Origin of the sequence: Stygiolobus sp. RP850M, from assembly GCF_037389295.1 — an archaeon.
In the GTDB taxonomy this organism is placed as follows: domain Archaea; phylum Thermoproteota; class Thermoprotei_A; order Sulfolobales; family Sulfolobaceae; genus Stygiolobus.
The window spans coordinates 62,063-86,652 of sequence record NZ_JBBHKU010000050.1 but is presented as its reverse complement, the minus strand read 5'-3'; the positions used below and the strand labels follow the sequence as shown (position 1 = coordinate 86,652).

The window sequence follows — 24,590 nt, the reverse complement described above, 5'->3', positions numbered from 1 at the left end:
AGCTCAAGAACTCTTGAGTGCAGCTGAACAGACCAGAAGAGAGGACTTAATAGAAGAAACGAGAAAGTTAACCGGTGATAAGAAAACTGACTTATCTGAAATTACGAAGACGATGAGGAAATAGTAAATAGATGCTTTTTAAATCTTTACTGGTTTCTTAAACATATGATTAAGTTAACATTTTTCCATGATGTAATTTGTCCCTTCTGTTATATGACTTCTAAAAGGTTGAAAAAAGTAGTAAACGAGTTTAAGGGAGAAGTAATAGTAAATCACAAGGCTTTTGCAATCATTTCGTCTTTAGAGGACTTAAAGGCTATAGCTCCTACTGAAGAAGATGCGAGACAAGTATTTCTTAATGAGTTCTCTATTTTAAAAAGATATATACCAGATTATGACCCTGAAAAGGTAATAGGTAAAGGAAAAATAAAGTACGTATGGTCTATTCCTCCTTTGATAGCGTGTAAGGCAGCGGAATTCCAAAAGGGTGATGAAGGACACTGGGAGTTTTTTGATAAAGCACAAGATAAGTTCTTTCTTGAAGGCGAGGACATAACAGATGAAAAGGTACTAGTATCTATAGCTGAGGAAATTGGATTGGACGTTAACAAATTTAAAGAGGATCTGAATGCTAAGAGGACAAAACTGGCTGTGATAGAGGACGAAGAAGAGGCAAAAGCTATGGGAATTAGAGGAGTCCCTGCAATATTAGTTAATGACACTTGGTTAATAAGGGGGGTACAGGAAGAAAATTACTATCGAGCTGTTATAAAGGACATATTAGAACACGGAGAACCTAAGGAAATAAAGTTGAAAGCTTATTGGGAAAAAGACTAGTATTTTTCTAGTCTGTTATAACGCCTCTAGTCGTTTTAAAAGTGAATTTTGGAATATGAAACAAACTACCAGTACTTTTTACAATGAAAGGGGGTTAAGGGGGCAGAGAGCCTCGCCAGCGGGGATGGATAGCCCCGTGTTTAAATACTTCTTTGTCAAAATTTCTCTCAGTGATGCTAATGACGCTCTTCCCCAGCTCGATTGAGGGCTTAATGGGACTGTGGGAGGAGCAACCGTTATCTTCCTTTTCCTTCAAGGGACTAGAGCTTGGTAATGAAAGTCCCATCTTCACATGGGAGTGGTTCTCTGAGCCACTCGACTGCTCACCAGATGAGAGATGTAAACCCGAATCGATGGTGGGAACGATGAGCTCTCTGGAAGTGAACCCTCGACCCTTCCAGGGCGGAGAGCTTCCGGTATAAAAACTTTCCTTAAAAATTGAGCATAGTCCACACTACTTACGCAAGTGATGAAACCTGCTTTACTCACTAGTATCAAAGGGCTTATTGTAATACATCACAGCCCAAGTAATAACAGCCAACTTTCTAGCACACGCAATAATCAACTTCCTTCCTCTAAGCCTACCCTTGTGCTCCTCATAAAAACGCTTGATAACAGGATTAACCTTAATAGCAGTCAAGGCTGCCAAGTAAAAAGCCCTCCTCAAAACGGCATCACCCCTCTTGGATATACCCCTTGTGATAACACTCTTACCACTAGACTCAACAACTGGGTCAAGACCACAATAAGCAACAAACCTCTTCTTATCACTAAAGCGCTTAACATCACCAACCCTAGCCAAAATAATACAACCCAAGGTTTTACCAATACCGGGTATGGTGAAAATCAAACTATCCTTGGGAACTAACTCTCTAAGCCTGTCCTCAATCTCCCTCTTCCTACCCTCAAGCCTCTCAAGCTCCTCCAAAAGAAACCTAACCTCAGACATGACAATACTATCCCCACCACCCCTCAAAACCTCCTCCAAATTCCTCTTTGACAAACTGCTATAGCCTAAAAGTACTAAATCCCTCCTCAACCTATTCTTAACCCTAGCAATACTCCTAGTAATAAAATCCCACTGGCTTGTTAACTCCCTAGCTTCACTTGTTACAAACTCACTACCCATACTTACAACTATTTCTGCTAGCTTTTTAGCATCATTCTTATCACTCTTCTTACCCCTAAAACCCTTGAATTTCTTGAGTATAAAGGGATTAATAATCCTAACATCATACTCATTATTCAACTTTGCCAGGTTAACGTGGTAAACTCCGGTACTCTCAATACCTACTTTGCAACCCTTTGGCAAAATCTTCCTTATCTCCTCAAACCCTTGCCTATCATTAGTAAACTCGTAGAGTTTACCTTGAAAATACACGATTAATTTATCTTTTGATACGTCTATTCCTGAACTGGGTGCCTCCAATTACACTCACCCTTATGTTTTATTCGGGCTTTTTGCCCAACTTCCGGTCCGAGTTGGAGGCGGCCAAGCTCCCCACCGGGCTTTAAGCCCAAGGAAGTCAACGGCCTACACCCCAGTCAGATCTGTATTACCCAGATCTGACTAATATGTTTTATATAAGGAAGTCAGATAGATAACACTATATCGTGTTATTTCTGCTAAGGATCAAAAGGAAAGCTTATTTGGATAGAGAATATATAATGAATTATGAAAGCTGTTAAGAACTATATGTCGTCACCAGTATTCCAAGTTGAGGCAAATACCTCAATTCAAGAAGTATGTAAGTTAATGATGGAAAGAGGAGTAGGATCTGTAATAATAACAGAGAATGGTGTACCAAAAGGTATCTTCACTGACAGAGATGCTATAAAAGCGTTTTCGCTTGGTTTAAGCCCCAATGATGAAGTAAGACTCGCTTCAACGCTCGGTAACCTGATCACTGTGGATGAAGACACGGACCCGTTCACCGCAATTGATATTATGACAAAGAACAAGATCAGGCACTTACCAGTAAGGGATAAAAAAGGGAATATAGTAGGAATGTTTGCCATAACTGATATCTCAAAAGTAATGCACGATATGACCCCTTAACTTAAAAAATTCCAGTCGAAAATATTTTCAAATGAAAATAGTAACTTTGTTACCGTTATCAGCTAAGAATTTGAAAGAGGTAAATGAAGCAATAGTATCATCTTTAGATAATAACAAACATAAGTACGAAATTTTCTCTCTTTTTTACCAAAAGATATCCGTGGTGGGCCAAAGTAGCTATGATATGGTCTTTTCTCCAGAACTTCTTGAGGGCGAAATGTCACTATTACACCTTCTTTCTCCTTTAGTTATCAGGACAAACTCATCCTTATCTTTTCATACTCCACGACTTAGGCCTCCGTTAAAACTCGAATTAAAGGGAAAAAGTCTGTTGATCGGTTCACCTCTAGTTGAAGGGTTAATAAGTGTTACTAGTCATGATTGCTTGTTGAGTACAGACGAGGAGATCAGGGCTGTTTATCCTTTACCGTTTAGAGATGAAGTATTCGATAACGTAATTCTTTCCGAGATAATGGATTATGACTTAGTGAAAGAAGCTTATAGAGTTACTAAGAGAGGAGGGAAAGGGTTTATCATCGTTCCCTTTTGTGTAGACCCTGTTAACGCCCTTAAGGTATTGTCAGTAAAGTTTAGAATGATCAACGCTATAGCAAAGAACCGCTTCTGGATTATTGAAGGAATTAAGAGTGACTCGAAGCGCGTGTAACTACCTACTGAAAATCTCGTCTTTTGGGGCTTGGATGTCAAAGGCTTAACCACCTCATTTCTTCGGCACCATTTAGAAAAAGAAAACATTTTTAATTCATGTACAGTTAGCAATACTAAATGGTCAAAGTATACAAGTACGGAGATTATTATTTTGCAGGAGTGAGTCACGTTATTCCAGGTTATTTGCAAGACGTAGTTTTCGTTTATAAACAAGGTAACAACTGGACTTCAATAAGTGCTGAGAAATTAAGAACTAATAATGGGTCTTTAATACAAATAGCTGAAAGAATAAAGTACGCTACTCACGAAGACGATATAGAAAAAGCCGTATCAGAGTTAAAAAGGATGGGGATAAAAATCGAGGAAGTAGATAAACCGCCTTTTCCGCTAAAGATCTTAGAAGGGAAGAAGAAAATACAAGCGGAGTTCGACTAATCCGGCCCAGATTCAGTCATCATTTTTCAGTTCCGCAGAGACTCTTCATCTCGATGTAGAGGTTATTCAGGGTTAATTAACAGACCTTTAAGCCCTGCTTGTTTTAATTCATCTTCGTTTAAATATAATGAATACGAGATTTAAAACCATGTCAGTATTGTTTAAGGAAGGAACTCAAAGAGAGAGTGGTGTAGAAACAATAAAGTCGAACATTTTAGCAGTTAGGACATTAGCAGAGATGTTAAAGACTAGCTTGGGACCGAGGGGTATGGACAAGATGCTAATAAGTGGGACTTCTGACGTCACCGTAACTAACGATGGAGTTACGATAGTAAAGGAAATGGATGTTCAACACCCAGCAGCTAAGATAATAGTAGAGGCTGCTAAAGCACAAGATACACAAGTTGGTGACGGTACTACATCAGCCGTAGTACTAAGCGGTTTCTTAGCTGAACAAGCTGAAAAATTACTAGATCAGAAGATCCACCCGGTCACAATTATTGACGGATACAAAAAAGCCCTTGAATTCTCACTTGAACTCGGAAAGAGGTTCGCCCTCAAGGTCGATCCAAATGACAGAAAGATCTTATCTCAAATAGCATATACTGCACTTAGTAGTAAGTTCTTTTCCTCCTCTACTACTTTAAACAAGATCATAGACATCTCAATCGATGCTGTACTGAGCGTGGCCGAGAAAGTAGGAGACCAATACGTAATTGATATGTCAAACATTAAATTCGTGAAAAAGAGAGGAGAAAGTGCTGATGAAACAGAACTCGTAAAAGGATTCGTCTTAGATAAAGAAGTAGCTCATGAAGGGATGCCGAGAAGAGTTGAAAAGGCTAAAATTGCCGTAATAGATTTCGGCTTAGAAGTAGAAAAGCCAGAGATTTCAGCTAAAATGAGCTTTACCGATCCTGAACAGATAAGGGAAGCTTTAGAAGAGCAGACAAAGTATGTTAAATCACTTGTGGATACATTAGAAAAGCTCGGAGCCAAAGTAATCATCGGACAAAAAGGTATGGATGATATTGCATTATACTTCTTAGCAAAGAAGGGAATAATCGCAGTAAAGAACGTAAGTAGAAGTGATTTAGAGAAAGTAGCTAAGGCAGTTGGGGCTAAAATAATATCGTCCATTAAAGATGCTTCGTCTGACGACTTAGGCTATGCTGAAGTTGTAGAAGAAAGAAAAATTGGGAACTCGAAGGCAATATTTATTGAAGGGGCTAAAGACGCTAAAGCTGTTACAGTTTTAGTGAGAGGCTCCAGCGAGATAGTGATGGACGAAATCGAGAGAAGCTTCCAAGACTCAATAAATGCAGTTAAGAACGTTCTCAACTACCCGTACATAGTAGGCGGTGGAGGAGCTTACGAAGTAGAGCTTGCTATGAGATTAAGGGAGGAAGCTAAAAAAGTAGGAGGAAAAGAACAGCTAGCAATTGAGGCCTTTGCAGATGCATTAGAAGAAATAGCTACAACTTTAGCTGGAACCGCTGGGATGGACGAAATTGAAACTATAGTTCAGCTCAGGAACTTACATGCAAAGGGTTATAAATTCGCGGGAGTAAATGTAGAGAGCGGAAAGATAGAAGAAGATATGATGAAAATAAACGTCATTGACCCGTTAGTAGTAAAGGAAAGTATCCTAAAAAGCTCGGTAGAAGCTGTAACAGCATTATTGAAAATTGATGACTTCATAGCAGCAGCCCCCATGAAACAAAATCCACAACAGCAACAGCCTTACGGTTAAATAATTAAGCCGTGAAAGAGTTTTTTATCTATAATAATGTATTATGCCGTTGATGAATAAACTGACTCTCTTAGGAGTTATTCTAATTATCATCGGTGTAATACTATTTGTACTAGATTCGACCGTAGCACCAACCTTAATAAAGCCCTCAGTTAGTGGGAGCACTGTTATCCCTTCTAAAGGAGAATTTAGACTTCCATTAGCTGGAAGTTCTATTACTGCTGTCCAATATAATTCCTCTGGAACGCTACAACTAGAGAATCTACCCAATACTTCCGTTAGAGAGAATTTGCCTCAGGGACATCTAGTAACAGTTGAAAACTTGAACTCAACTCCTAGCTACATCGTATTTTACAATCCGAATTCCTATAACGTGACCCTAACTTACAAGGAGTCAACTGTAAACATAGGACAAGCCGCGACTATAGGAATTCTATTTATAGTGTCAATTGCTTTGTTTATAGTAGGAGTAGTAATAGCAATATATGGGTTTATAAGAGGTAGAAGGAGAGCATGATAAATAATAATATTTGGTTTACTTAATACTGTTCTTTCATGAGGTATAACAAACCCGTTTTAGCTGTGCATGGTGGTGCTGGAGATTGGAACAAAAGGGATAGTGATAAGGCATTAAGCGAGATCAAGAAAGCATTAGAGAGGGGGTTCGAACAGTTTAAGGCAGGATCTTCAATTGAGGCTGTGGTCGAGGCTATAGCCTACATGGAAGATTGCGGAATTTTCGATGCCGGGGTGGGAAGTGTGAAGAACCTAAAAGGGGAAGTAGAAATGGACGCAGGGATAATGCATGGTAACACTATGTCTGTAGGTGCAGTAGCCTCTACGAGGGCCAAAAACCCCATTAAAGAAGCGTTAAAAGTAATGAAACTTACTAAACACGTACTACTGGTAGGTGAAAGAGGAGACTTAACATTAAAAGAACTAGTAGGTTCCAGCACCATATCTGGCGATACAGTGGGGGCGGTAGCATTGGACAAAGCCGGGAATTTGGTAGCAGGGACCAGCACTGGAGGAATTTTCGGTAAACTACCTGGGAGGGTAGGGGATTCTCCAATACCTGGTGCAGGTTATTACGCTACTGAAAAAGTCGCCGTCTCCTCTACTGGTACAGGGGAGATAATTCTGAAAATTTTACCCGCAAAAGAAGTAGATATCCTCGTTTCAATGGGATTTAGGCTTGAAGATGCTATAAGGAGTGTCATTAATAAAATAACTGACAGATTTGAAACGGATAACGTAGGGCTGATAGGTGTTGACTACAGAGGTTTCGTATCAGCTCATTATAACACAAAAGGTATGGCTAGGGGTGTAAAAGACCAACAAACCCTTCGTGCTTTCATATTTGAAGGGGAACTCTAATGAATCTCTCTATTTAACTGAGATATGGCGTTAATGTTTCTAGGCTGGTATTAAGTTGACCTGAACAATTGAAGACACGAAATCCAAGTCAAGTAATGTATAATTAACTTAACATTAGAGCTTTTTTCCTTATTATTACTTTATAGTCAGTTCTTTTCGGTAATCTCAGATTAAGAAATACTTAAAATCGACAATAACAAATGCTGAAATACTCTCAGTTGTAACAAACACGCGTCAATTCACTTTCTACTGTTGTAAACTGACAGATCCCTTAAGATCCATGATTAGACTTCTTTATCTCTTTGAAAGGATCATGTTCACAGAGAATGTTTTAATGTGAGTGATTTAAACTAAAATATAACTAAAATATAAAGGTTATACACTTTCTTTTCCTTCGTTAAGCAATATATATCAAATAGCATTATATAATCAAATTATAACAATTATTCATGGCTCTAAAGAACAAGGGAGAAGTACTGAAGATCTCTTTCTCAGCATTCTTTGCAGACTTAGGGTATCAAGCAGCAGTTGGAGCCTTACCTATATTACTTGTAGTATACTTCCACGCACCAGTAGTCATTTATGGTATTGTAGAGGCGTTAAACTACGGTGGAGGAAGTTTAATTTCTCTATTGGGGGGATACATGGCGGATAAAATAGGAAGTAAAGTCATAGCAGTCACTGGTAATGCATTGATCATAATACTATCATTTACCGGATTAGCCCAGAATTACGTTGAAGCTGCCCTATTATTTATAGCCGGATGGTGGTCGCGGAACTTCAGGACCCCAGCAAGGAGGGCACTGCTGGCTGAAGTAACTTCTGAAGAAGAGAGAAAGGAAGCCTATGGCATTTTACATTCTTTAGGCATAGGAGGGGCAATGCTAGCTGTAACGTATTTGACACTATCGCTCTATTTCAACATATGGATAGGTTATGTGTTGTTATTTACTGCAGTTCCTCTCACAATTTCTACGTTGCTATTGTTGATAGTAAAGGCTGGAAGAAAAGGTACAGTAAGAAGACCCAGAAAAACAGCTCTATTTCTAGTTATTTCTACTATGTTTTTTGGATTTAGTCAATATAGTTTTGGTTTCCCGATACTCACAGCATACGATTTCTCACATAAAACCTATTTGGCTACTGTAACGTACGGAGTTTTCTTAGGTTTCTCTTCTCTTTTCGGATATATCTTCGGCAAGATAAGACTGGAGAGTTATAAAGGACTTGCTTTCTTAGGTTATTTACTGGCAAGTATTGCTACTCTGGGTTTTGCCCTTCTATCGTCAGGAGGTCTAATTTTCATATACTTGTTATCGTCAATAATGGGGATCGCTGTAGCGTCAACCGAGACTTTCGAACCCACAATTATGTCGAAACTAAGCCCAGAAGGTTTAGGCTCGGGAATGGGTGCTCTATCCTTCGGAAGAAGTATAGGACTCCTTATTGGAAATTCGTTAATGGGCTTCTTATACCAAATAAGTTATGTATACGCCTACTTATTTGCGTCAACAATGTCGTTCATTGCGTTCTTAATAGTCGTTTCTAAAGTTAGAGAGGGTTAAACAATCAGAGATTTTTTGTTTAGTATTCTAATAATTAAAGGATTTCAGTTCTTTTTCCATAAAAATAGAATTCCACAATGTTTTAATTATCCGTAAAATATAATTATAAATATGACAGAGGAGTATTCAAGAGATCTTGAAAGAGCAGAAGAGTACGAGCAAATTACAGCTAGAGCAACAGCTCTAGGAAAAAACAAGATGGAATTAAGTACCGGACTTATTATAGCTGCCAGATATGCAGACAAACTTAGGAGAGTTGCTCTAGTAGCTTTCAGTAAAATGGTCCCAAAAGAAGTAATTATTAGAGACATTGCAGAGTTAAATAAACAGCTCTACGACAAGATCGTTAATGAAATGAAGCTTGACAAGATTAGTGTGATTAAGATTATAGTAGATGCAGAATATGACGAGCAAAATAAGAAGTTAGTATTCTCTAATCTGAGAATTTTAAGGTACTATAATGAAGAAGAAATCAAAAAGATGTGTAAGAGTTATGAAGATAAGATAAAAGCACTAGAGGAAGATATTCAGAACTATAAGAAAAAAGTAGTTCAGATAGAACAACTCCTGAAGTCAATGGAGTAAGATAGTTTACTGTTTCTTTTCTTCACTCTTGCTCTTCTCCTCTTGTTTTTTGTTAATACTTTCAACATATTTTACTAATGCATCTACGTTCTCCTTGTGGACACTTTTTCTCCTCTTGTCAATTCTTATACTTAATTTCTTAGCTTGTAGTAAAGTGAGCTTTGCTTCCTTTATTTCGCCTATGCTAAACCCCCTTCCTTCTTTAGTTTCCTTTCTCTCGTACCTATACTCGAAATGGTAGTTAGGCCTCTTAACGATAGGCCTAAGCTCCATACTGAGATAAATTATATACATCACACTTTAAAATTAACGTCGAAGTGAGTTTTAAATAAAGAACCTACTTAAAAATATACATCACACTTTTCTACAGTGTCTAACTAAGCGAGGGAAAAAGCAATCTGTGAATAAAACATTGGTTAATCTAAGAGATAAGGTATAAATTATCACAACCATAGAAGATGCATACATAATAATTTAAACTATCTGATGTTCAATTAGTGAATATTTTATAAATAACAATGAGATGCTCGTCATAGGAAAGTCATGTTATAATCCACTTACGCTTTACTATCGATAAGGTTTTTAAACTCATAAGAGAATGTTGAAATTTGAAGGATTATGTCAATTTCAATAAGAGGTCAGGTAATTTCTACTGAATTAGACAACGGAACTTCAGCAATGGGTCAAGATGTAATAATTTTCAGATATCCTAGAGAAAATATTACCTCGAAATCTTTAATAATAGTGCAACCGACAGAGAAATGTGTAGTGGTGATCCAGGGTCAAATAGCTGCTGAACTACCACCTGGAAGTCATAACATACAGTCGCCAGCAAATCCGCTCTCAGCATTTCTTTCTAAATTCAGATATAACCAACTACCTTATGACACCGTAGTATATTTCATTTCGACCACAAGACATGAAGTTAGGCTAGCCGGTGTTAGTCAAACAGACGACCTTGTACCACTGGAATACGAAGTAGCTGTATATTTCAGAGTCCAGAACCCCTCATTACTAATAACTAACGTTCAGTTCGGGGCTCAGTTTTTCAGAGACGCTGATCTGGCAGCCTATATATCACCCATAGTAGACCAAGAGGTAAGTCAAGTGTTAAATCACGTGAAGCTAATCGAAGTATTTAAGAAGTTTGGCGATATAACTACTGCCGTAACAGCCGGTCTCAAAACGTTCTTATCTGAGATAGGAGTCGAGTTAATATCAGTAAGAATGATAAAGCTAATTCCCCAAGATCCAGAGCTCAGAAGGATCTTACAATTAAGAGATCTAGGTATTGAGATATACGACGCAGTAAGGTTAGGATTAGCGAGGCTTCTTGCCGAGAAAAGCGACCCAGCAAGCGTAAACATGGCTTTGGGCATACCTTATTTCCCAGATTTATCAACAATAGTAGTCAGCGGTGCACCGTACACTACAACCGGAGTAATGCTAGGGACTCAAGGAGGAAATACGCCAGGTGGGCAATCCTCTGGAGGAGGAACTGCTCCGAATCCCTCACTGTTCCAAGCGGCAATAAAACAAGTCTTCGGAGACGTAAAGACCAGTGGGACTAAAAATGATGAACAGTAGGGATCTAAGCTGGAACATAGCTGCAGGTGTAGGTTTTTCTTTCGTATTAACCATAATCATGGCTATTACTGCTGTAGCCGTTAAACTTTTCTACCCTCCGTCGATGATCTCGATCTCACCTATAATATCTCTTTTTATTACACCGGCTCTTGGAATAATTCAGTTAATAGTATTGGCTCTTAGCATAGCCTTTGTAACACCTATCAGGTCGAACTTAATTGTAAAAGAGCTCGGAGGAACTAGAAAATTAGGGTCCTACATAGGGGCAGGTTATTTAATATTTTCTATTCTCCCCTACGCCTTTCACGTACCCTATATTCAGACGTATGTGGGATTAATAATTGCATTTAACATAATTAACGGGGCTATCGGAGGCTTTGCCTCGTCGGTAAGTTAAAAGCCTTTTTTACAATATATCTTCTCATGGAGATAAGGAAGGGCGACTCTAGGGCAGTCATTCTCGAGAAAGGTGCTTATTTGTTCAGCTTAACTTTGAAAGGTAAGGAAGTTTTACTTCAAGGAAAGGAGAGACAAACAAGAGGGGGAATGGCGTTATTAATACCGTTCGCTAACAGAATAAAGGGCGGAGAGTACACGTGGAATGGAAAAGAATACTCATTACCAGTCAACACTGAAGGAAATGCAATACACGGGCTAGTTGTAGACAAAATATGGAAAATAGTAAAATCAAACGATACCTCTGTGTCGCTGTCATTAAGCCTTGATTCTGAAGGCTATCCCACATCGTTAGAGGTTAACACTCTCTACGAGATAGACTTTGACAGTATCCTTGTCAGACTTCAAATAAACAACATTGGTAACTCTAACGCACCACTTACAGTAGGTTTTCACCCTTACTTTATTGTTAAGGGATTATGGAATCTAACCCCCAATAAGGGAAAGAAATGCGTAAGTATAAATAAAATACCTACTGGAGAGATGATTGAGGAAGAGGTAGACGGAACTAAGCAATACGATGATTGTTTTTATATGCCTATCGAGGAGTTAGTGCTTTCCTCTGAGTACTCGGAGGTTAAAATAAATAAGAAAAATCTGGGCTATGTGCAAATATACACTACCCAGAACGCAGTAGCAGTTGAGCCTATGAGCGGAGCTCCTGATGCTTACCATAACGGTATAGGTCTTAAGGTCATACATCGTGGAGAAAAAGTTACCTACGAAGTAAAATTTGAATTGTTGAGATAAGGAGTTATTACCCTATTTTTGACAAGGAAGAGCTTTACTGGGAGCTTGGACTCGTAGAAAAACTTTAGATTTTCTTCCTTATCATCATAAACTTCGACGTCTCCCTTAAAAATAGAGATTATCTGGGCTTTCCATTCTTCATCCTTCATCTTCATTTCGTCATCTGTCCTACAAATAACTCCATTTACTATAAGACCGTGCGATAGTAGGGAGAAATCAACATAACTCCTTACGGAACAATGCCTAGCCGTTAAAACAAAAACTTTATCCCCTTGTTTAATCCTTAGTTTCAGATACTCAATCAAATCGACATTAGGCTCTGCCAAATAGTGGTATTTAGTATAGGCTAGAGAATATATTGCACTCTTACCGGGCCTTTTCTCCTTTCTCACCTGCTCTCCCGTTAATTTCTGACCCCATAATTCCAAAGCTGCTTGTTCCACACAAGGGTCTGTATTGAAGAGAGTGTTATCGAAATCAACTAAAAGAATTTTGAATGACACTAGCCATCTTGTTCTCGATATTATTTAACTTTTTATTCAAAACTCATGTTCGTGGAGAATATTACTCTCAAACTGTATAGTTACATGCGTAATATCGAATTTCTTTTTCAATATATCCTCTGCCATCTCTCTCTTCTTGTCTAACTCGCTCAATGTAATATCAGGATTTTCCCTTACATGTAGTGTAGCGATCCTAATATGATCGCATAAGTTCCAGACGTGTATATCGTTTATTTCCTTAAAAATTGGATTCAGATCTCTTTTCACTTCATTAACATTAACCGGAGAGCGTTCCATAAAGACATAATAAGAATTCTTTAAAACACCAACAGAGAAAAGTAGGATTATGGGAATCGTTAAAATTGCGGCAATTGGATCTAGGAAGTAATATTTTGTAAATACTATTGCTAATCCCGTTACAGCACCTATCAAGTATACTAAACTATCTTCAAAAGCATGAAATAAAATTCCAGTATTTTTGTCCTCATCTTCTCCGCTTTTTACTACTAGTACTGAAATAAAAAGGGACACTAATGAGGAGAGTAAAAGAATGTAAGGGTTATCAGTGACTCGATTAAGAAGGAATATAGCATCAAACACAGCTCCTAGACTTGAACCCATTATTACGGTAAAAATATTAAGTAAAGCACTCAGTACTTCTAATCTATGAAGACCGTAAGTATACACTCCATCCCTCTTATTGACTACTTTAATAATATATGCAGAAATCGAGACTACTAGGGCATCAAGTAGTGCATGTATTGCTTCCGTTCCTAAAGTAACGCTCCTACCTACAAAAGCTGTAATAAGGGCCAGTACAAATATTGACCAAAACCCTAGTTCTGTTTTTCTCACAATCTTTTATCTCACTGTAATTTTAAATACTTACTTTAGGGAAGTCCAAATGAACTCAATTTTTAATAGTAATACAGATAATTAACTTGTATAATTTTAATTTCTTGTTACACAATTTTCTTGTCTTTTTTAATAAATGGTTATATAGGCTTATATACTTTATATATGTAATAATGCCATTACGTAAAGAATTAGGTTTAATTGAACTTGTAGTTATAGGTATCGCGGGAGCAGTAGGGACTGGAGTCCTCTTTAGTTCAGCAGGTATGGCGGCAGTAGCAGGACCGGGTGTAGTGTTGGGATGGATATTGGGATCGATCTTCTACTTCTTTGTAAGCCTTACTTACGTTGAGTTATCCTTAACTTATCCTGAAGCTGGAGGCCCTTCAAGATATGCTTTGTACAGTCACGGAAGAGTAACAAATTTCATAAACGCCATGGCTGACTTGATCTGGTACCTTTTCATACCGCCTATCGAGGCCTTAGCCGTAGTAGAAGGTTTAGATTTCTTTTACCCTGGTTTGATCAACCAACAAACGGGCGTACCTACACTACAAGGTGTTATATTAGGAGTTATCCTACTCTTATTATTCGTTCCGTTTAATTATTTCGGTGTAAAAGTTTTTGGAAGGTCAACTTTAGCTTTCGGTATTATTAAACTTATCATGTACGTTGCTGTAGCTATAGGAGTTGTATTCGTATCGTTTAACGTTAGTAACTTCACTTCTTACGGTTTCTTACCTTTCGGAATAGCAGGAGTTTTTTTCAGCGGTTCCCCTTGCAATGTTTGCGTTCGGAGGGATAAGAGTTTTACCAGATTACGCTGAAGAGACTAAAGACCCAGATAAGCTTAAAGAGGGAATAATCTTGACGGTATTAGGACAATCCCTAATTTATGTACTGTTCGCGGTTGCATTTGTAGGAGCGATTAACTGGAGCGGACTGGGAATTAAAGAGGGGGATTGGTCCGCTTTATCATCTCTCCCTGGAAATCCCTTTATAGATATTGCTTCATCATACCATGCTAATGCGTTATTATTACTTACGGTTATAATAGGGATTATAGGACCTTTTGTTACAGGCTATATATACTTGGGAGCGGGTACCAGAGTGCTATTTGCTATGGGGAGGTCAGGATACGTCCCGAAAGTGATGGAAGATTTGCATCACAAATACGCAATACCCTCTTGGGCCTTATTAGTCTTTGTGATAGTAGGAGCAATAGTAACGTACATTTCTTCACCCTTACCAACGATTTACGGCTTAATTACTGATTCAGTAGTAGCCGGTTACCTCGGGTTTTCAGTTAATCCAGTAGCCATGATGGTATTAAGGAAGCAAGGCATATCTAGGAAAATCATTCCGGGGGGTGCCATCATTGCTGGGATAGCTTTCGCTTCAGCTTCACTGATTGTATTCTGGTCGGGTTGGCCTCTAGTCCCTTATGCGGTCTTACTACTTACTATAGGCTCAGTAATATTTGGAGTTATTTACAAGATAAAGGAGAACTTCACTAACTCTTTATGGTACATAGTCTATATAGCGTTCCTTACACTAATGTCTTACATAGGGTCTGACGGTGCGTTAAACCTTATCAATTTCTACTTAGCGTCAGCTATTGTAGCAATAGTTTCAGTAGCAGTGTTCTACCCTTGGGGAGTTATTTCCGGCATGAAAGAGGTGAGGACTAAACAGAATTAATCAAGTTTAACTTCTATACCTTTTTCTCCTTTATGTTAAACTAATATAACTAAATCTTTTATTAAATAGATTTTTCTTAATATTAGAGTAGACCATTTAATAAATACTTATTAAAATTTTTCGACGGTTTTGCAAAAAATTATAATATAGTATAATCTATTCTTTTCACATACATGAAAGGAGAACGAATGATAATGTTACGAGGACTACTGCCAGTCTTTGTCTCATTTATAATCTACAAAAGAGGAAAAAGAGCAAGAGCAGCAGATATAGTAAAAGATTTACAGTACTTATACGGAAGACCTATACCAAAGAGCTTGGTGTTCACAACACTGAAAAGATTGATAAGATATGGAGTAGTTGAAAAAGAGACTGACGGAAATAGAACCTTTTATATTTTAAATGAGGACGGTGAAGTATTTTTAATTAGACATATTGAGATTTTAAAGAATATGAATGTGGTCATACAGAAGGTAATAAGCGAAATGGAGAATAACGGATAATTTTGTTAACTAAACTAAAACAATCGCAGGAATGCCAACAGTATCCTTATCTGCTGTTGTTAGCATAACTGTAACTCTCTCTCCTACCCTTAATGAGTTGAGCATTCCAGAGAAATATATCGTTACTTGGTTATATCCCTTTCTCAAGTACGGTGGATTAATAACTTGAGATGTATAGGGGGTACCGTCTATTTGAGCTGACAGTAAATAAACTTGCCCTAAAGAATATAGATGTAACCTCACCATTCCGTTTAGGTAAACTTCGCCCACTTTCAAATATTTCACTAAATTTGCCTGAGGATAAGGAGATTGAGTAGACGTTGGCTTATTATTATAGGTAGTGTAATTATACTGAGTATTAGACCCACTCATAATTAACTATTTAGATATTTTGAAGCGCATTAATAAATCTTATCCGCTTATTCTAAAAGACTTATCTTACCTCATTCACCCATTCATACTTACCGTCTTGTATAACTAAGTTAGTGTTAGTATACTTTTCCTCTGCCGTCAAGATCGCGTCAATATTTCTCTTAACATCACCACCCAGTACGTTGTAACAGTTCCTTAGGTCTTTAATCATCATAAATTTTAACAAGGTCAAATCTGGAGGAGAGACTTCATTGCATTCAAACTTAGCGAAATCCCTTTCGAATATTCCTCCCTTTTGGATAAGTAACGCGAGGATTGGATAGTAATAGTTACAATCACCAATTTTTATTGGTTTTACTACCTCCCCTATATACATCATAACGTTTGTCAGGCATTTTTCGTCCCACGCATCTACTTCAATCAGATCGTTAATAATTAACTTTCCGTCCCCTTCAAAGTACTCAACCTTTCTTACACCAAAATACAAAACTTTTTGAAGTTTATCTAAGTCCCAACCATGATATATTACTATACTCGGGGTTTGATTTTCCACAATTTTAAACAGTCTTTTTATATCTTTTAATATAGCCTTAAGGTCAGCATAGAGATGAAGTTCCTTACGCAGGTCCTCGTCGATCACTACCACTCCGCTCTTGTTAATTTTTATCGTAGCTCTTTTGTGACTTACGTCTAGTAAGCTCTTTACATCCTCTACGTCCAACGACTCAGCGGTAATAATTCTTAGACTCCCGACATCTAGTTCCAATTCACCTAACAGTTTCAAAGGGATTTTGAGAGCCTCTGCGACTTCTATTAGCTTGATTATTCTTTCGTCAATCACAATAAGAAATGTGAAAACATGGTAAAAACGTTATGTCACGACTTCAGAGTTGGTTACATTGCTTTCCTTTTGTGACAGTAAAATAATTTTTAGTAATCCCCTTACTTTCTCCTCTAAGATAACAGTATCCCCACGGATCATTCTCACAACTTCTAACGTTGATAATTCTACGCTGTCTACACCTTCTAACGATATTTTTCCGTTGGTTATAACGAATCTCTTAGCAACTTTATACTCCTTTTTATCATGCTCTATAACATTAATGAAAGGTAATAATTGTGTCTCCGAGTCAACTTCTTGATTATTCATTAACTTCACCAGTCCTATATAAGCATATTCGCCGTAAATGAAGAATAGACCTACCGTAATATTTTTCCCTTTCACTTCCACTCTCTTACCTCTGGGGTGAACATATGTTATATCGTATTCTTTAGCCAAGTTTGTTAACTCTTCTCTTATCATTTTCTCTAGAGTTTTTGAGTCTGTTTCTATGTCTTTAAGAGTATAGGAGTTCTTTACTTTCTCCTTTACACAACTTAACTCCTCACTTCCACAATCATTTACTGCTTTATCAACTTCATTTTTGACGTATTGTAGAATAGAACTGACCGTGTTGAGTTCTTTACCGTTCCACACTGATAGAACTATTGGATATAATTCTTCACTTAGTGGTTTGCAGTAAACCTCTATGATTTCCCTTATATCATCCGCAGTTAACGCACTATCAAGGCTTATCCTACTCTCGTCAAGTCTTCTCCTTATAGCTAGGTCTGTGACCTTGTTATAAGCATCTGTAGGTATAGCCATTAAGACCGGTACAGCAAGGCCTGAATTTATAAGCCTATGAATCTTAGGTAAGTGTGAGTCTCTAACTTCATCTATAAATAACACTACGTCAGTTACTGACTTTAGATCCCCTATAAGTTTAAGCATACCGTCGAAATCTCTCGTGTAATTTATGCAATATAACCTGATCAAGGGATCATTCAGTTTATCGCAAAGACCCTCTAAATGCTTCTCAAAGTTTATGCCTCTAATCCTCTTAAAGAATGTGTAACCGTACTTCTTCTTATCCATTTTCGGGAGTACTATCTCTCTAAGCTTAAACTTGTCTACTTTACTCCAGAACTCGTCTTCTATCTCGTTTTTGCTGGCAAGATCAAGGAAGAACGTGAACATTTTGTCTTTACACGACTCTTCAGCCTTCCTAAGTATCGTAGTTTTTCCCATCCCAGGTTGTCCAATGATCGACGCAACGTCCTTAGAGCTTATTATCTCTAACGATTTATTTAAGTACTGCCTATAGGTAGGGCCTGCTAATACTATCTTATCGGAAGACCAAGTAGTTACAGTTACTTTAGGTATATTACATATCATTTCCCATTACCCCTCCTTCTTATAATCCCGTAAACTACACCTTTCTTTACTAAACCCTCCTCACCTCCTGCTATGAGGTCGTATAAAGACTCTATATGGTTCTTAAACTTAGAGTAAAATTCTTCCTTAGGTAATCCCAACTCAACCCTTATTGATTGGAGGGAAGCATATCCTAAATTATCCTTTATTTCATCGTAAATTTTGTCAAAAAGGGAATAGTCTATCTTAGACTTCTCGTTTACCAGATCTTCTAACCTCCTTAGCTCTTCCTTTATTTCCTTAAGCATGTTAAGAATTTGAGTTATCGGATCGGTTTTAACTGGTTCGTAAGCCTTACCACCTCCAACTTCGTATCTCCTTATCAAGCCCTCATCTTCCATTTGCTTAAGAAGCTCCTCAACTATCTCAGGACTCTCTTTTATTTTCTTTTTTATTTTAGAAAAGGCGACGGGTTTGCCGTCATATAATTCCTGAAGAACAGTCAATAGTTGTTCCTTCGTAATCATAATTCTTAGCTTAACTTAGTGTTTATAAAAACGTAAAGGTATATAATACTCTCCGTGTTAAACGAGATTACAATATAATGCCAGTGTCCCTTTCATCTCTCCTGCCTAACGTCAGAAGTCCTACCTTCACTGAGCCTGGCTTAAACTTATTACTAGTGATTACTGACGGATTCACCATAGGCTGTATATTTACACATATAAATGCCAAACCTTGACTCTTAGCGTTGTCTATGATGTCTTTAATGATAGTGAGGGCTGAAGTATAATGAGTGTTAAAGATTTTGTTAAAGTTTTCTATAAATTTCTTCTCATCATCTATAAGCTTTACAACTTCCTCGGCTTGGGGAAACTTTAACGTTATTATAATTTCAGGGTGTTCATTCCCCTCATGCTCAAGATAGACTTGTTCCCCCTTTACCGTAATTTTGTGACCGTGATGGCTTAAACTGAAACCGTCTTCTAAAGTTATGATGGGTGTGGTAAAAGAGAATAATTCAAAATTTTTTCTAGTTACTATTATCGTCCTATTATTAACTGTTATTGTATTTCTATCCGGCACGTAGATTATTATAGGTAGAGCCACATTCCTAAAAGTCTCATAATCCGTAGATTTCACGCCGAGAGAACTTTGAGAAGAAACCGGAAAAGGTAAGCCACAATCGATCTCATTTATTACCGATGCAAATTCCTCAGCGTTAAATTTGGACGGTATCTCGTTCTCAGGCGGGAGCCTCAGACCTCTTATCAACGTGTTTAGCATATACTGCCTAAATAAAGGCAACATTACATCTTTACCTCTCTCTCCGTGTCTTGTTAAGTGTTTATAGTAGAAATCGATTAATCCCTCCATACTAGTTGTAGCACTCTTTATCTCTGACTTTGTGACGTTAGCCTTATTTATACCGAGAAGATAAAAGTGACTTCTACTGACTCTAATTCCGTTTGCCTCCAATAATTTTATGAAATAAGCGTCCCTTAAAGTTAGAATAAGATCATAAATAAACTTCTCTCTATTGTCGTCGTATACAAGCCTGAGAATATTTCTTGTGAACGAGGATCTAGGGTTATAACATATTCTTTCTAATAATGCATAAACTCGGTGCATATCGTACTTTAACTTAGCACTAGTGATTTCGAATGCTTTTATGGAGAGTTCTGCTATTTTCCTTACGTCAGGCTTTGGCTGAGTTTTATTGTTAAAGAAAATTGTTACTACTAAGTCATTAAGAAACCTCATCAGAAACTCGTGTCTAGCATCTAGTTGTTTAACAATATCTATGTCTAACTCGTTCACTCGTTCGATTATGTTCCTAACAGTGTTTATAACCTTCTCAATCCCGCCTAAGAGGATTAAACTGCCGTCTAAAAGGATATTTACAAATAGATCCCCTAATCCGTAGTAAACTTTACACCCCAACTGTTCCTCCACGAAAGGTATTGAAAACAAGTAACTACCTTCACGTTGAAGTAAAAGACTGCTAAAAGGAATATAATAGTGAGAATTCCGACAATCCGAACTCGTAAGTTCGTATATTGCCTTTGAGAAATAAAATGAAGGGGTATCGTAATTGAATTTCTTTCCTAATAATTTTTCGAGGATTTCTGACTGATATTTTCTAATCTTCTTTACTTGATATTCCTTAAAATTCTTTAATAATAATAAAGATGACTCTGTTTCGTTTCTGTTCACTGTCGCTATTAATTCTTTTAGAAAGTCTAACGTGATTATAGGAGTTACTAATAGGTAAAAATCTCCTTGTTTTACAAGAGTCAAATCTTCTACCCTTATATAACCAACGTCATTTACAAATTCCTTTCTAGATATAATATCTAAATAGTCTTTCACATATTCCTTTATCCTTTCTGGCGGAGCCATAAACATATTTATGAATAATTTCTCTGTTCCGCCTATGTACTCAGCTTGTTTACCTATAATATAAACTGGGAAAAACTCCGTAAAGAAGTCTAAAAGCTCTTCGAAGAATATAGCGGAAAAGGACTTATCCAACGTCTCTGTAATTGATTTGGTTCCTACTAAAATGAGGTATTCGTCCGGTCTATTTGGTTTTAACTCTGTTATCAACCGATCTAAGTCATCTCTCAAAGCGTTGAGACAAGTTAATTCCTCACGCTTTCCCTTGTAAGAAACTCTGCAAGGCTTGTATAATGTCTTACCCATATCTTTAAGTTCGCCTTTTTCAAATTTGTACACATTTAGCGGATATCCTGATGCATAGCTTAATATACTCCCTACTATCGATTGATAGAACTGATTATCAAAGACTTTCGACGTAATATATTGCACTCTTATGTCTTGGAATATATAAAATCTTTCTATAAATTCTATCCTGTTTTCCTTAGGATTTTCCATCCTTAACTCAAAAAGAAACTTATGCGTACCGCTCTCTCTTATGACAATCGGGACGTAGAAGGATACAACTACCAAATATTTCTTCCCTTGTATATCAACGTGATACCTCGTTTCATTATTGGGTCTCTTAAGTTTTATTTTCCTCGTAGATCTTGTTTGTGCTACACTTTCCGTTTGACCCTCCAGTTTAAAGTATAACCTCATTTGATCTGAGCCGGAATCCACATCTCTTAAGACAAGATAGAATTCATTTGGAAGGTTTACGATTTCAGGAATATTGATCTCTATTTCGGATTCTCTGGGCTCGTCCATACTTGTGGGATAATTAACGAGAAATGTAGACGACATATATACGTTTATTCCCTCTATAGGGATCCTCAACTTTCTAGTAGGTGAACCAGTATGATCAAAGCTCTTGATAATATTCATAACATACACTCTTAAAAAATAATACTATAAACTTTGTTCACATAGAGCATTCATAAGTTATCTACAGTTCCCCTAATGAACCGAACATCACTTCGTCTCCACTTTCGCAGAAATAAGATAAGGAAGAAGAAAACACTACGTTCTCTTCTCGGTAGAGTTTATAATACTCACTAGGTATACCTTTCTTTTTCACGTAATCTTCGTTGTAAAAATTGACGTAGAGGAGTTGCGGTATGCCTTTCTCCCTAGGGATCCTCAGGATGAATAAGTTTAGTGCACTCTTAGTAAACTTCTTCAATTTGTCTATAGACTCTTTACTCAATCCTTCCCTGACGAGAAATTTCCCTATGAGTTCCGAATCGACCATAAACTGAGGGTCTATTCCCAAATATTTCCCTAAAGAAAACTTATCAACACTACCATTGTGAGCAAAATAGAGTAGCTCATGTGGGGTAGACTCTATGTAAGGGTGTGAGAACTTCGAGTCGACTAATTCTTTCTGCGAAGCTAATCTAGCGTGTATGATCACCCAAATCTGACCTTCCAAAATATCTAATATTTTCCACAATTTATTATCAGAAAAGATCGGCAAACTACTTCTGTAGTGAATTAAGGTTCCGCTGTCACTATACACGACTATACCCCACCCGTCACCATGAACATCGCCAGTAATAGGATCCTTTTCTGCAGCCTTTACAAGACAAGAGACATAATTTTTCAACTCCTCCTTGCTTTTTCCCTTATATGCAAGCATCCTACACAAAGCTAATCGTTCATATTAACCGCTTAGTCGGATTTTAATTTACCTTTAATTCTTCAACGAGTGTGAAGACCTTATTGTTTGTTTACTGTAAATAAGATCCAAACTTTCGGTTCAGCCAAAGTGGGCAAATAAGTTAAAAACATAAAAAGTTACTTAAACTAACCCGCTGGTAAGTACAACGAATCCAACAGAATACAGTATTGCAACTGCTAATCCTTTCAGTACTTTTTTCGATACCCTTTTAGACAAATCCCTAAATACAAATAAACTCCATAAGAAACCCAGGGAACCCCCTATCAATCCCAACGCACTACCAGATATTATCCATGCACTCACAGAAAATATATCGACTTCCAGTCCCTCAGCTACAATACCGATAAAGGCGAGCAGGAAAGCACTGTTCGGTTCAGGATAATTGTCCTCATAAAGGAAGTAGATGGCTAAAGACACGAGTAGAAGTCCTAACAAGAGTTTTATATAATATTCTGTTATATCGGACACTAGAATAGGTAGCATGATGAAAGTTAAATACAACATTAGTGTAACGACCAGAATACCACTGATTACACCCATGTTAGCCTTAGCTTTATCTTTCAAAGACGCTAGGCTCCAAAACATACTCATTTCAAATCCTTCGAAAGAGGAGGGAATAAAAGAGGCTAAAAAACCTACCTCATTTATATCCATTACTTCCCACCTTATTACCAGACCTCAACCTTAGTGCCCCCGCAGCTAAGAATCCTATTAGACCCGAGTATGTATAGTATTGAACTACGAAAGAATACATCACAAATGATGAGTTATAGTATAGAGCTATACCGGTAACTAATAACATTAAAACTAATGATAAATTTAGTAGAAGCTTTCTCTTAGACCTTATTAAAAATGACGTTACTATCAACGCAAACCCCGTAAATGTCATGGGAAATAAGAATGAGACTGCAGGGGCTGGGTACACTTGAGCGTAAGACTGTCCTTGAGATACCTTAGCTATAAAACCGTAATGAACTGGGTACTGTAAAGGTATTGGATAAGTCCAGTTATTAGGCGTCAAAATTATTGGAGGCCTTGGCTTTGAAGAGAAGTTGAAAGCTTGTAAAATGCCTTTCACATCACTATTCTCTACCCACTTCGTAAGCCATGGTAGATGCCAATTATAGTCTATAAACCCCAGAAGAGTATAACCGGAAAGCGTGTAGTTATCTACCCATGCCTCTTTAGCATAAGGGGATATTATAAGCAAAGGAGTCCTTTGTCCTAAGCCCATTGTGTTAATCGCAGGCGGGGTGATTTGGTCGTAATAACCTCCTCCTTCGTCAAACGTTATGAATATTACTGTTGAGTTCCAATAAGGGCTCTCCATTACTTGGTTTATAATGTTACTAAGCTCTACAGCACCCTTAGTGACGTTGTAAGGCGGGTGCATGTCATACTTGTCAGCGTTACATCCGATTAACATAACCCAACTTACTGCCGGTAGTTCACCGTCCTTAAGGTCGTTAAAGAACGTAGTTAGGCCGTGAATGTGGGATTGATATTGTTGAATCCCTATAAACGCGTTTAACGGCCAAGGAATACCTCCCTGATAATCATAAACGAAATAGTCCCACGAGATACCGTAAGAGCTTAGCTGATAGAATATTGTCTGATTAATTGGAATTACATTAGAAGCACTATCGGTAAAGAAGTTAGGAGGTGCGCCGGTTAAGAAAGCAACCCTGTTAGGCTCCGTAAGCCCTAATACCGGAGCGTAGTAATTATCTGCTAAAACATATTCCTCAGCGTAATCCCATAATATCCCTACCTGCTGATAGGAAAAGTAAGCCATAGACTGAGGGCCAGAGTAATAGACAAAGCCTATCGGCTTTCCGAACCAATAATCCCCGTGATATGATGGCCAACCTTCGTAAGGGTCTACCGTATCCCATGAATTAGCATAATAAGGATGTGATACACCAGCTAACGGAAACCAAGGGACGTTGGGTACCGTGATATAACTCAAGACTCCATTTTTAGACTGTTGTAACTGACTATAGTTGGTGTAAAGCCCTTCGGGCCACATGACAGATAGAGTAATGTTATTCACTATAGGAGGCCATCCAAAGGGATATGTACCGAACAAGTTGTCAAAAGAGTGGTTTTCTTCGATTATGATAATGACGTGCTTTATAGGAGTAGCAGTAGGGGTCTCTGAAGAAGCTATTGGAGAGAATAAAATTAATACTACGAAAGATAGCATAATTAGATTCCTAATTATAGATTTCATCAGAAACACCTAATAGATATTTTGAAGGTA

Annotated in this window: 30 protein-coding genes; 18 read left to right on the top strand and 12 right to left on the bottom strand. The window is 37.6% G+C overall.

All coding sequences use genetic code 11. The features are described from left to right. The first annotated feature begins 13 nt into the window (after window positions 1–13). The 4 genes from WIW52_RS06075 to WIW52_RS06060 are packed head-to-tail and all read left to right on the top strand — an operon-like array spanning window position 14 to window position 1,259. Window positions 14–124, top strand: coding sequence for a hypothetical protein (locus WIW52_RS06075; RefSeq protein ID WP_443295577.1), 111 nt, complete (start codon window positions 14–16; stop codon window positions 122–124). A 41-nt stretch (window positions 125–165) separates the two neighbouring features. After that, the gene (locus tag WIW52_RS06070; protein ID WP_337709250.1) at window positions 166–837 is read left to right on the top strand and encodes a DsbA family oxidoreductase; all 672 of its coding nucleotides are present in this window, start codon (window positions 166–168) and stop codon (window positions 835–837) included. A 55-nt stretch (window positions 838–892) separates the two neighbouring features. Beyond that, window positions 893–1,042 carry a hypothetical protein gene (locus WIW52_RS06065; RefSeq protein WP_337709265.1) on the top strand — a complete coding sequence of 50 codons (150 nt, stop codon included), beginning with the start codon at window positions 893–895 and terminating at the stop codon, window positions 1,040–1,042. Then, window positions 1,008–1,259, top strand: a complete 252-nt coding sequence (locus WIW52_RS06060; RefSeq protein ID WP_337709249.1) for a hypothetical protein — start codon at window positions 1,008–1,010, stop codon at window positions 1,257–1,259. Before WIW52_RS06065 ends, WIW52_RS06060 begins: the two co-directional genes overlap by 35 nt. A 59-nt stretch (window positions 1,260–1,318) precedes the next feature. On the opposite strand, the gene WIW52_RS06055 is transcribed toward WIW52_RS06060, so the two are convergent. Continuing rightward, the gene (locus WIW52_RS06055; RefSeq protein ID WP_337709248.1) at window positions 1,319–2,266 is read right to left on the bottom strand and encodes an IS110 family transposase; all 948 of its coding nucleotides are present in this window, start codon (window positions 2,264–2,266) and stop codon (window positions 1,319–1,321) included. Between the two features lie 246 nt (window positions 2,267–2,512). On the opposite strand from WIW52_RS06055, the gene WIW52_RS06050 reads away from it, so the two are divergent. From WIW52_RS06050 to WIW52_RS06015, 8 genes are all read left to right on the top strand, one after another. Beyond that, window positions 2,513–2,896 (top strand): CBS domain-containing protein, encoded by a 384-nt coding sequence (locus WIW52_RS06050; protein WP_443295573.1) that lies wholly within the window; start codon window positions 2,513–2,515, stop codon window positions 2,894–2,896. 31 nt (window positions 2,897–2,927) lie between these two features. Beyond that, window positions 2,928–3,563: a hypothetical protein gene (locus tag WIW52_RS06045; RefSeq protein WP_337709247.1), complete on the top strand. Its 636-nt coding sequence runs from the start codon at window positions 2,928–2,930 to the stop codon at window positions 3,561–3,563. 119 nt (window positions 3,564–3,682) lie between these two features. After that, window positions 3,683–4,000 carry a hypothetical protein gene (locus WIW52_RS06040; protein ID WP_337709246.1) on the top strand — a complete coding sequence of 106 codons (318 nt, stop codon included), beginning with the start codon at window positions 3,683–3,685 and terminating at the stop codon, window positions 3,998–4,000. Window positions 4,001–4,148: 148 nt separating this feature from the next. Continuing rightward, a complete protein-coding gene (gene thsA / locus WIW52_RS06035) occupies window positions 4,149–5,753 on the top strand; it encodes a thermosome subunit alpha (protein WP_337709245.1) in 1,605 nt (534 codons plus the stop codon). Window positions 5,754–5,805: 52 nt separating this feature from the next. After that, entirely contained in the window at window positions 5,806–6,270 is a 465-nt protein-coding gene (locus tag WIW52_RS06030; RefSeq protein WP_337709244.1) for a hypothetical protein, read from the top strand. 38 nt (window positions 6,271–6,308) lie between these two features. After that, window positions 6,309–7,130: an isoaspartyl peptidase/L-asparaginase gene (locus WIW52_RS06025; RefSeq protein ID WP_337709243.1), complete on the top strand. Its 822-nt coding sequence runs from the start codon at window positions 6,309–6,311 to the stop codon at window positions 7,128–7,130. A gap of 449 nt (window positions 7,131–7,579) precedes the next feature. Then, the gene (locus WIW52_RS06020) at window positions 7,580–8,695 is read left to right on the top strand and encodes an MFS transporter (protein WP_337709242.1); all 1,116 of its coding nucleotides are present in this window, start codon (window positions 7,580–7,582) and stop codon (window positions 8,693–8,695) included. 111 nt (window positions 8,696–8,806) lie between these two features. Beyond that, window positions 8,807–9,280 (top strand): DUF2258 domain-containing protein, encoded by a 474-nt coding sequence (locus WIW52_RS06015; RefSeq protein ID WP_337709241.1) that lies wholly within the window; start codon window positions 8,807–8,809, stop codon window positions 9,278–9,280. A gap of 6 nt (window positions 9,281–9,286) precedes the next feature. Here WIW52_RS06015 and WIW52_RS06010 read toward each other — a convergent pair whose 3' ends face one another. Further along, the gene (locus WIW52_RS06010; RefSeq protein WP_337709240.1) at window positions 9,287–9,553 is read right to left on the bottom strand and encodes a 50S ribosomal protein L13e; all 267 of its coding nucleotides are present in this window, start codon (window positions 9,551–9,553) and stop codon (window positions 9,287–9,289) included. A gap of 345 nt (window positions 9,554–9,898) precedes the next feature. On the opposite strand from WIW52_RS06010, the gene WIW52_RS06005 reads away from it, so the two are divergent. From WIW52_RS06005 to WIW52_RS05995, 3 genes are read left to right on the top strand one after another with little or no spacing between them, the layout of a single operon-like run. Then, window positions 9,899–10,867 (top strand): SPFH domain-containing protein, encoded by a 969-nt coding sequence (locus WIW52_RS06005; RefSeq protein WP_337709239.1) that lies wholly within the window; start codon window positions 9,899–9,901, stop codon window positions 10,865–10,867. Further along, entirely contained in the window at window positions 10,854–11,264 is a 411-nt protein-coding gene (locus tag WIW52_RS06000) for a hypothetical protein (RefSeq protein ID WP_337709238.1), read from the top strand. Before WIW52_RS06005 ends, WIW52_RS06000 begins: the two co-directional genes overlap by 14 nt. Before the next feature lie 26 nt (window positions 11,265–11,290). Next, entirely contained in the window at window positions 11,291–12,073 is a 783-nt protein-coding gene (locus WIW52_RS05995) for an aldose 1-epimerase (RefSeq protein WP_337709237.1), read from the top strand. On the opposite strand, the gene WIW52_RS05990 is transcribed toward WIW52_RS05995, so the two are convergent. Both WIW52_RS05990 and WIW52_RS05985 read right to left on the bottom strand, forming a co-directional pair. After that, window positions 12,043–12,576, bottom strand: a complete 534-nt coding sequence (locus WIW52_RS05990) for a hypothetical protein (RefSeq protein WP_337709236.1) — start codon at window positions 12,574–12,576, stop codon at window positions 12,043–12,045. The two genes, WIW52_RS05995 and WIW52_RS05990, sit on opposite strands and share 31 nt — an antisense overlap. 36 nt (window positions 12,577–12,612) lie before the next feature. Beyond that, window positions 12,613–13,431, bottom strand: a complete 819-nt coding sequence (locus WIW52_RS05985) for a cation diffusion facilitator family transporter (RefSeq protein ID WP_337709235.1) — start codon at window positions 13,429–13,431, stop codon at window positions 12,613–12,615. A gap of 173 nt (window positions 13,432–13,604) precedes the next feature. Here WIW52_RS05985 and WIW52_RS05980 point away from each other — a divergent pair, with 173 nt between their 5' ends. The 3 genes from WIW52_RS05980 to WIW52_RS05970 all read left to right on the top strand — a co-directional run bounded on the left by WIW52_RS05980 (window position 13,605) and on the right by WIW52_RS05970 (window position 15,635). Then, window positions 13,605–14,258: an APC family permease gene (locus tag WIW52_RS05980; RefSeq protein ID WP_337709234.1), complete on the top strand. Its 654-nt coding sequence runs from the start codon at window positions 13,605–13,607 to the stop codon at window positions 14,256–14,258. Next, a complete protein-coding gene (locus WIW52_RS05975; protein ID WP_337709233.1) occupies window positions 14,215–15,132 on the top strand; it encodes an APC family permease in 918 nt (305 codons plus the stop codon). The genes WIW52_RS05980 and WIW52_RS05975 overlap by 44 nt, the downstream gene beginning before the upstream one ends. A 188-nt stretch (window positions 15,133–15,320) precedes the next feature. Next, entirely contained in the window at window positions 15,321–15,635 is a 315-nt protein-coding gene (locus WIW52_RS05970) for a helix-turn-helix transcriptional regulator (protein WP_337709232.1), read from the top strand. 9 nt (window positions 15,636–15,644) lie between these two features. Here WIW52_RS05970 and WIW52_RS05965 read toward each other — a convergent pair whose 3' ends face one another. The 8 genes from WIW52_RS05965 to WIW52_RS05930 form a co-directional block, all read right to left on the bottom strand. Beyond that, a complete protein-coding gene (locus WIW52_RS05965) occupies window positions 15,645–16,007 on the bottom strand; it encodes a DUF973 family protein (RefSeq protein ID WP_337709231.1) in 363 nt (120 codons plus the stop codon). Window positions 16,008–16,068: 61 nt separating this feature from the next. Continuing rightward, the gene (locus WIW52_RS05960) at window positions 16,069–16,848 is read right to left on the bottom strand and encodes a hypothetical protein (protein ID WP_337709230.1); all 780 of its coding nucleotides are present in this window, start codon (window positions 16,846–16,848) and stop codon (window positions 16,069–16,071) included. Between the two features lie 30 nt (window positions 16,849–16,878). Continuing rightward, window positions 16,879–18,225 (bottom strand): ATP-binding protein, encoded by a 1,347-nt coding sequence (locus WIW52_RS05955; protein ID WP_337709229.1) that lies wholly within the window; start codon window positions 18,223–18,225, stop codon window positions 16,879–16,881. Continuing rightward, a complete protein-coding gene (locus WIW52_RS05950) occupies window positions 18,222–18,731 on the bottom strand; it encodes a hypothetical protein (RefSeq protein WP_337709228.1) in 510 nt (169 codons plus the stop codon). The genes WIW52_RS05955 and WIW52_RS05950 overlap by 4 nt, the downstream gene beginning before the upstream one ends. A gap of 67 nt (window positions 18,732–18,798) precedes the next feature. After that, entirely contained in the window at window positions 18,799–21,531 is a 2,733-nt protein-coding gene (locus tag WIW52_RS05945; protein WP_337709227.1) for a hypothetical protein, read from the bottom strand. A 61-nt stretch (window positions 21,532–21,592) separates the two neighbouring features. Further along, window positions 21,593–22,294 carry a class II glutamine amidotransferase gene (locus WIW52_RS05940; RefSeq protein ID WP_337702822.1) on the bottom strand — a complete coding sequence of 234 codons (702 nt, stop codon included), beginning with the start codon at window positions 22,292–22,294 and terminating at the stop codon, window positions 21,593–21,595. A gap of 153 nt (window positions 22,295–22,447) precedes the next feature. After that, window positions 22,448–22,981: a hypothetical protein gene (locus WIW52_RS05935; RefSeq protein ID WP_337709226.1), complete on the bottom strand. Its 534-nt coding sequence runs from the start codon at window positions 22,979–22,981 to the stop codon at window positions 22,448–22,450. Further along, complete coding sequence (locus tag WIW52_RS05930; protein ID WP_337709261.1) at window positions 22,968–24,533, bottom strand: phospholipase C; 1,566 nt, start codon at window positions 24,531–24,533, stop codon at window positions 22,968–22,970. Before WIW52_RS05930 ends, WIW52_RS05935 begins: the two co-directional genes overlap by 14 nt. Window positions 24,534–24,590: the final 57 nt, after the last annotated feature.

What these genes read in the sequence shown, in the direction of transcription:
- WIW52_RS06070 (WP_337709250.1), top strand. Translation starts at nt 166, where the DNA reads ATGATTAAGTTAACATTTTTCCATGATGTAATTTGTCCCTTCTGTTAT.
- WIW52_RS06065 (WP_337709265.1), top strand. Translation starts at nt 893, where the DNA reads ATGAAACAAACTACCAGTACTTTTTACAATGAAAGGGGGTTAAGGGGG.
- WIW52_RS06050 (WP_443295573.1), top strand. Translation starts at nt 2,513, where the DNA reads ATGAAAGCTGTTAAGAACTATATGTCGTCACCAGTATTCCAAGTTGAG.
- WIW52_RS06045 (WP_337709247.1), top strand. Translation starts at nt 2,928, where the DNA reads ATGAAAATAGTAACTTTGTTACCGTTATCAGCTAAGAATTTGAAAGAG.
- WIW52_RS06040 (WP_337709246.1), top strand. Translation starts at nt 3,683, where the DNA reads ATGGTCAAAGTATACAAGTACGGAGATTATTATTTTGCAGGAGTGAGT.
- thsA (WP_337709245.1), top strand. Translation starts at nt 4,149, where the DNA reads ATGTCAGTATTGTTTAAGGAAGGAACTCAAAGAGAGAGTGGTGTAGAA.
- WIW52_RS06030 (WP_337709244.1), top strand. Translation starts at nt 5,806, where the DNA reads ATGAATAAACTGACTCTCTTAGGAGTTATTCTAATTATCATCGGTGTA.
- WIW52_RS06025 (WP_337709243.1), top strand. Translation starts at nt 6,309, where the DNA reads ATGAGGTATAACAAACCCGTTTTAGCTGTGCATGGTGGTGCTGGAGAT.
- WIW52_RS06020 (WP_337709242.1), top strand. Translation starts at nt 7,580, where the DNA reads ATGGCTCTAAAGAACAAGGGAGAAGTACTGAAGATCTCTTTCTCAGCA.
- WIW52_RS06015 (WP_337709241.1), top strand. Translation starts at nt 8,807, where the DNA reads ATGACAGAGGAGTATTCAAGAGATCTTGAAAGAGCAGAAGAGTACGAG.
- WIW52_RS06010 (WP_337709240.1), bottom strand. Translation starts at nt 9,553, where the DNA reads ATGGAGCTTAGGCCTATCGTTAAGAGGCCTAACTACCATTTCGAGTAT.
- WIW52_RS06005 (WP_337709239.1), top strand. Translation starts at nt 9,899, where the DNA reads ATGTCAATTTCAATAAGAGGTCAGGTAATTTCTACTGAATTAGACAAC.
- WIW52_RS06000 (WP_337709238.1), top strand. Translation starts at nt 10,854, where the DNA reads ATGATGAACAGTAGGGATCTAAGCTGGAACATAGCTGCAGGTGTAGGT.
- WIW52_RS05995 (WP_337709237.1), top strand. Translation starts at nt 11,291, where the DNA reads ATGGAGATAAGGAAGGGCGACTCTAGGGCAGTCATTCTCGAGAAAGGT.
- WIW52_RS05980 (WP_337709234.1), top strand. Translation starts at nt 13,605, where the DNA reads ATGCCATTACGTAAAGAATTAGGTTTAATTGAACTTGTAGTTATAGGT.
- WIW52_RS05975 (WP_337709233.1), top strand. Translation starts at nt 14,215, where the DNA reads ATGTTTGCGTTCGGAGGGATAAGAGTTTTACCAGATTACGCTGAAGAG.
- WIW52_RS05970 (WP_337709232.1), top strand. Translation starts at nt 15,321, where the DNA reads ATGATAATGTTACGAGGACTACTGCCAGTCTTTGTCTCATTTATAATC.
- WIW52_RS05965 (WP_337709231.1), bottom strand. Translation starts at nt 16,007, where the DNA reads ATGAGTGGGTCTAATACTCAGTATAATTACACTACCTATAATAATAAG.
- WIW52_RS05955 (WP_337709229.1), bottom strand. Translation starts at nt 18,225, where the DNA reads ATGATATGTAATATACCTAAAGTAACTGTAACTACTTGGTCTTCCGAT.
- WIW52_RS05950 (WP_337709228.1), bottom strand. Translation starts at nt 18,731, where the DNA reads ATGATTACGAAGGAACAACTATTGACTGTTCTTCAGGAATTATATGAC.
- WIW52_RS05945 (WP_337709227.1), bottom strand. Translation starts at nt 21,531, where the DNA reads ATGAATATTATCAAGAGCTTTGATCATACTGGTTCACCTACTAGAAAG.
- WIW52_RS05935 (WP_337709226.1), bottom strand. Translation starts at nt 22,981, where the DNA reads ATGGATATAAATGAGGTAGGTTTTTTAGCCTCTTTTATTCCCTCCTCT.
- WIW52_RS05930 (WP_337709261.1), bottom strand. Translation starts at nt 24,533, where the DNA reads ATGCTATCTTTCGTAGTATTAATTTTATTCTCTCCAATAGCTTCTTCA.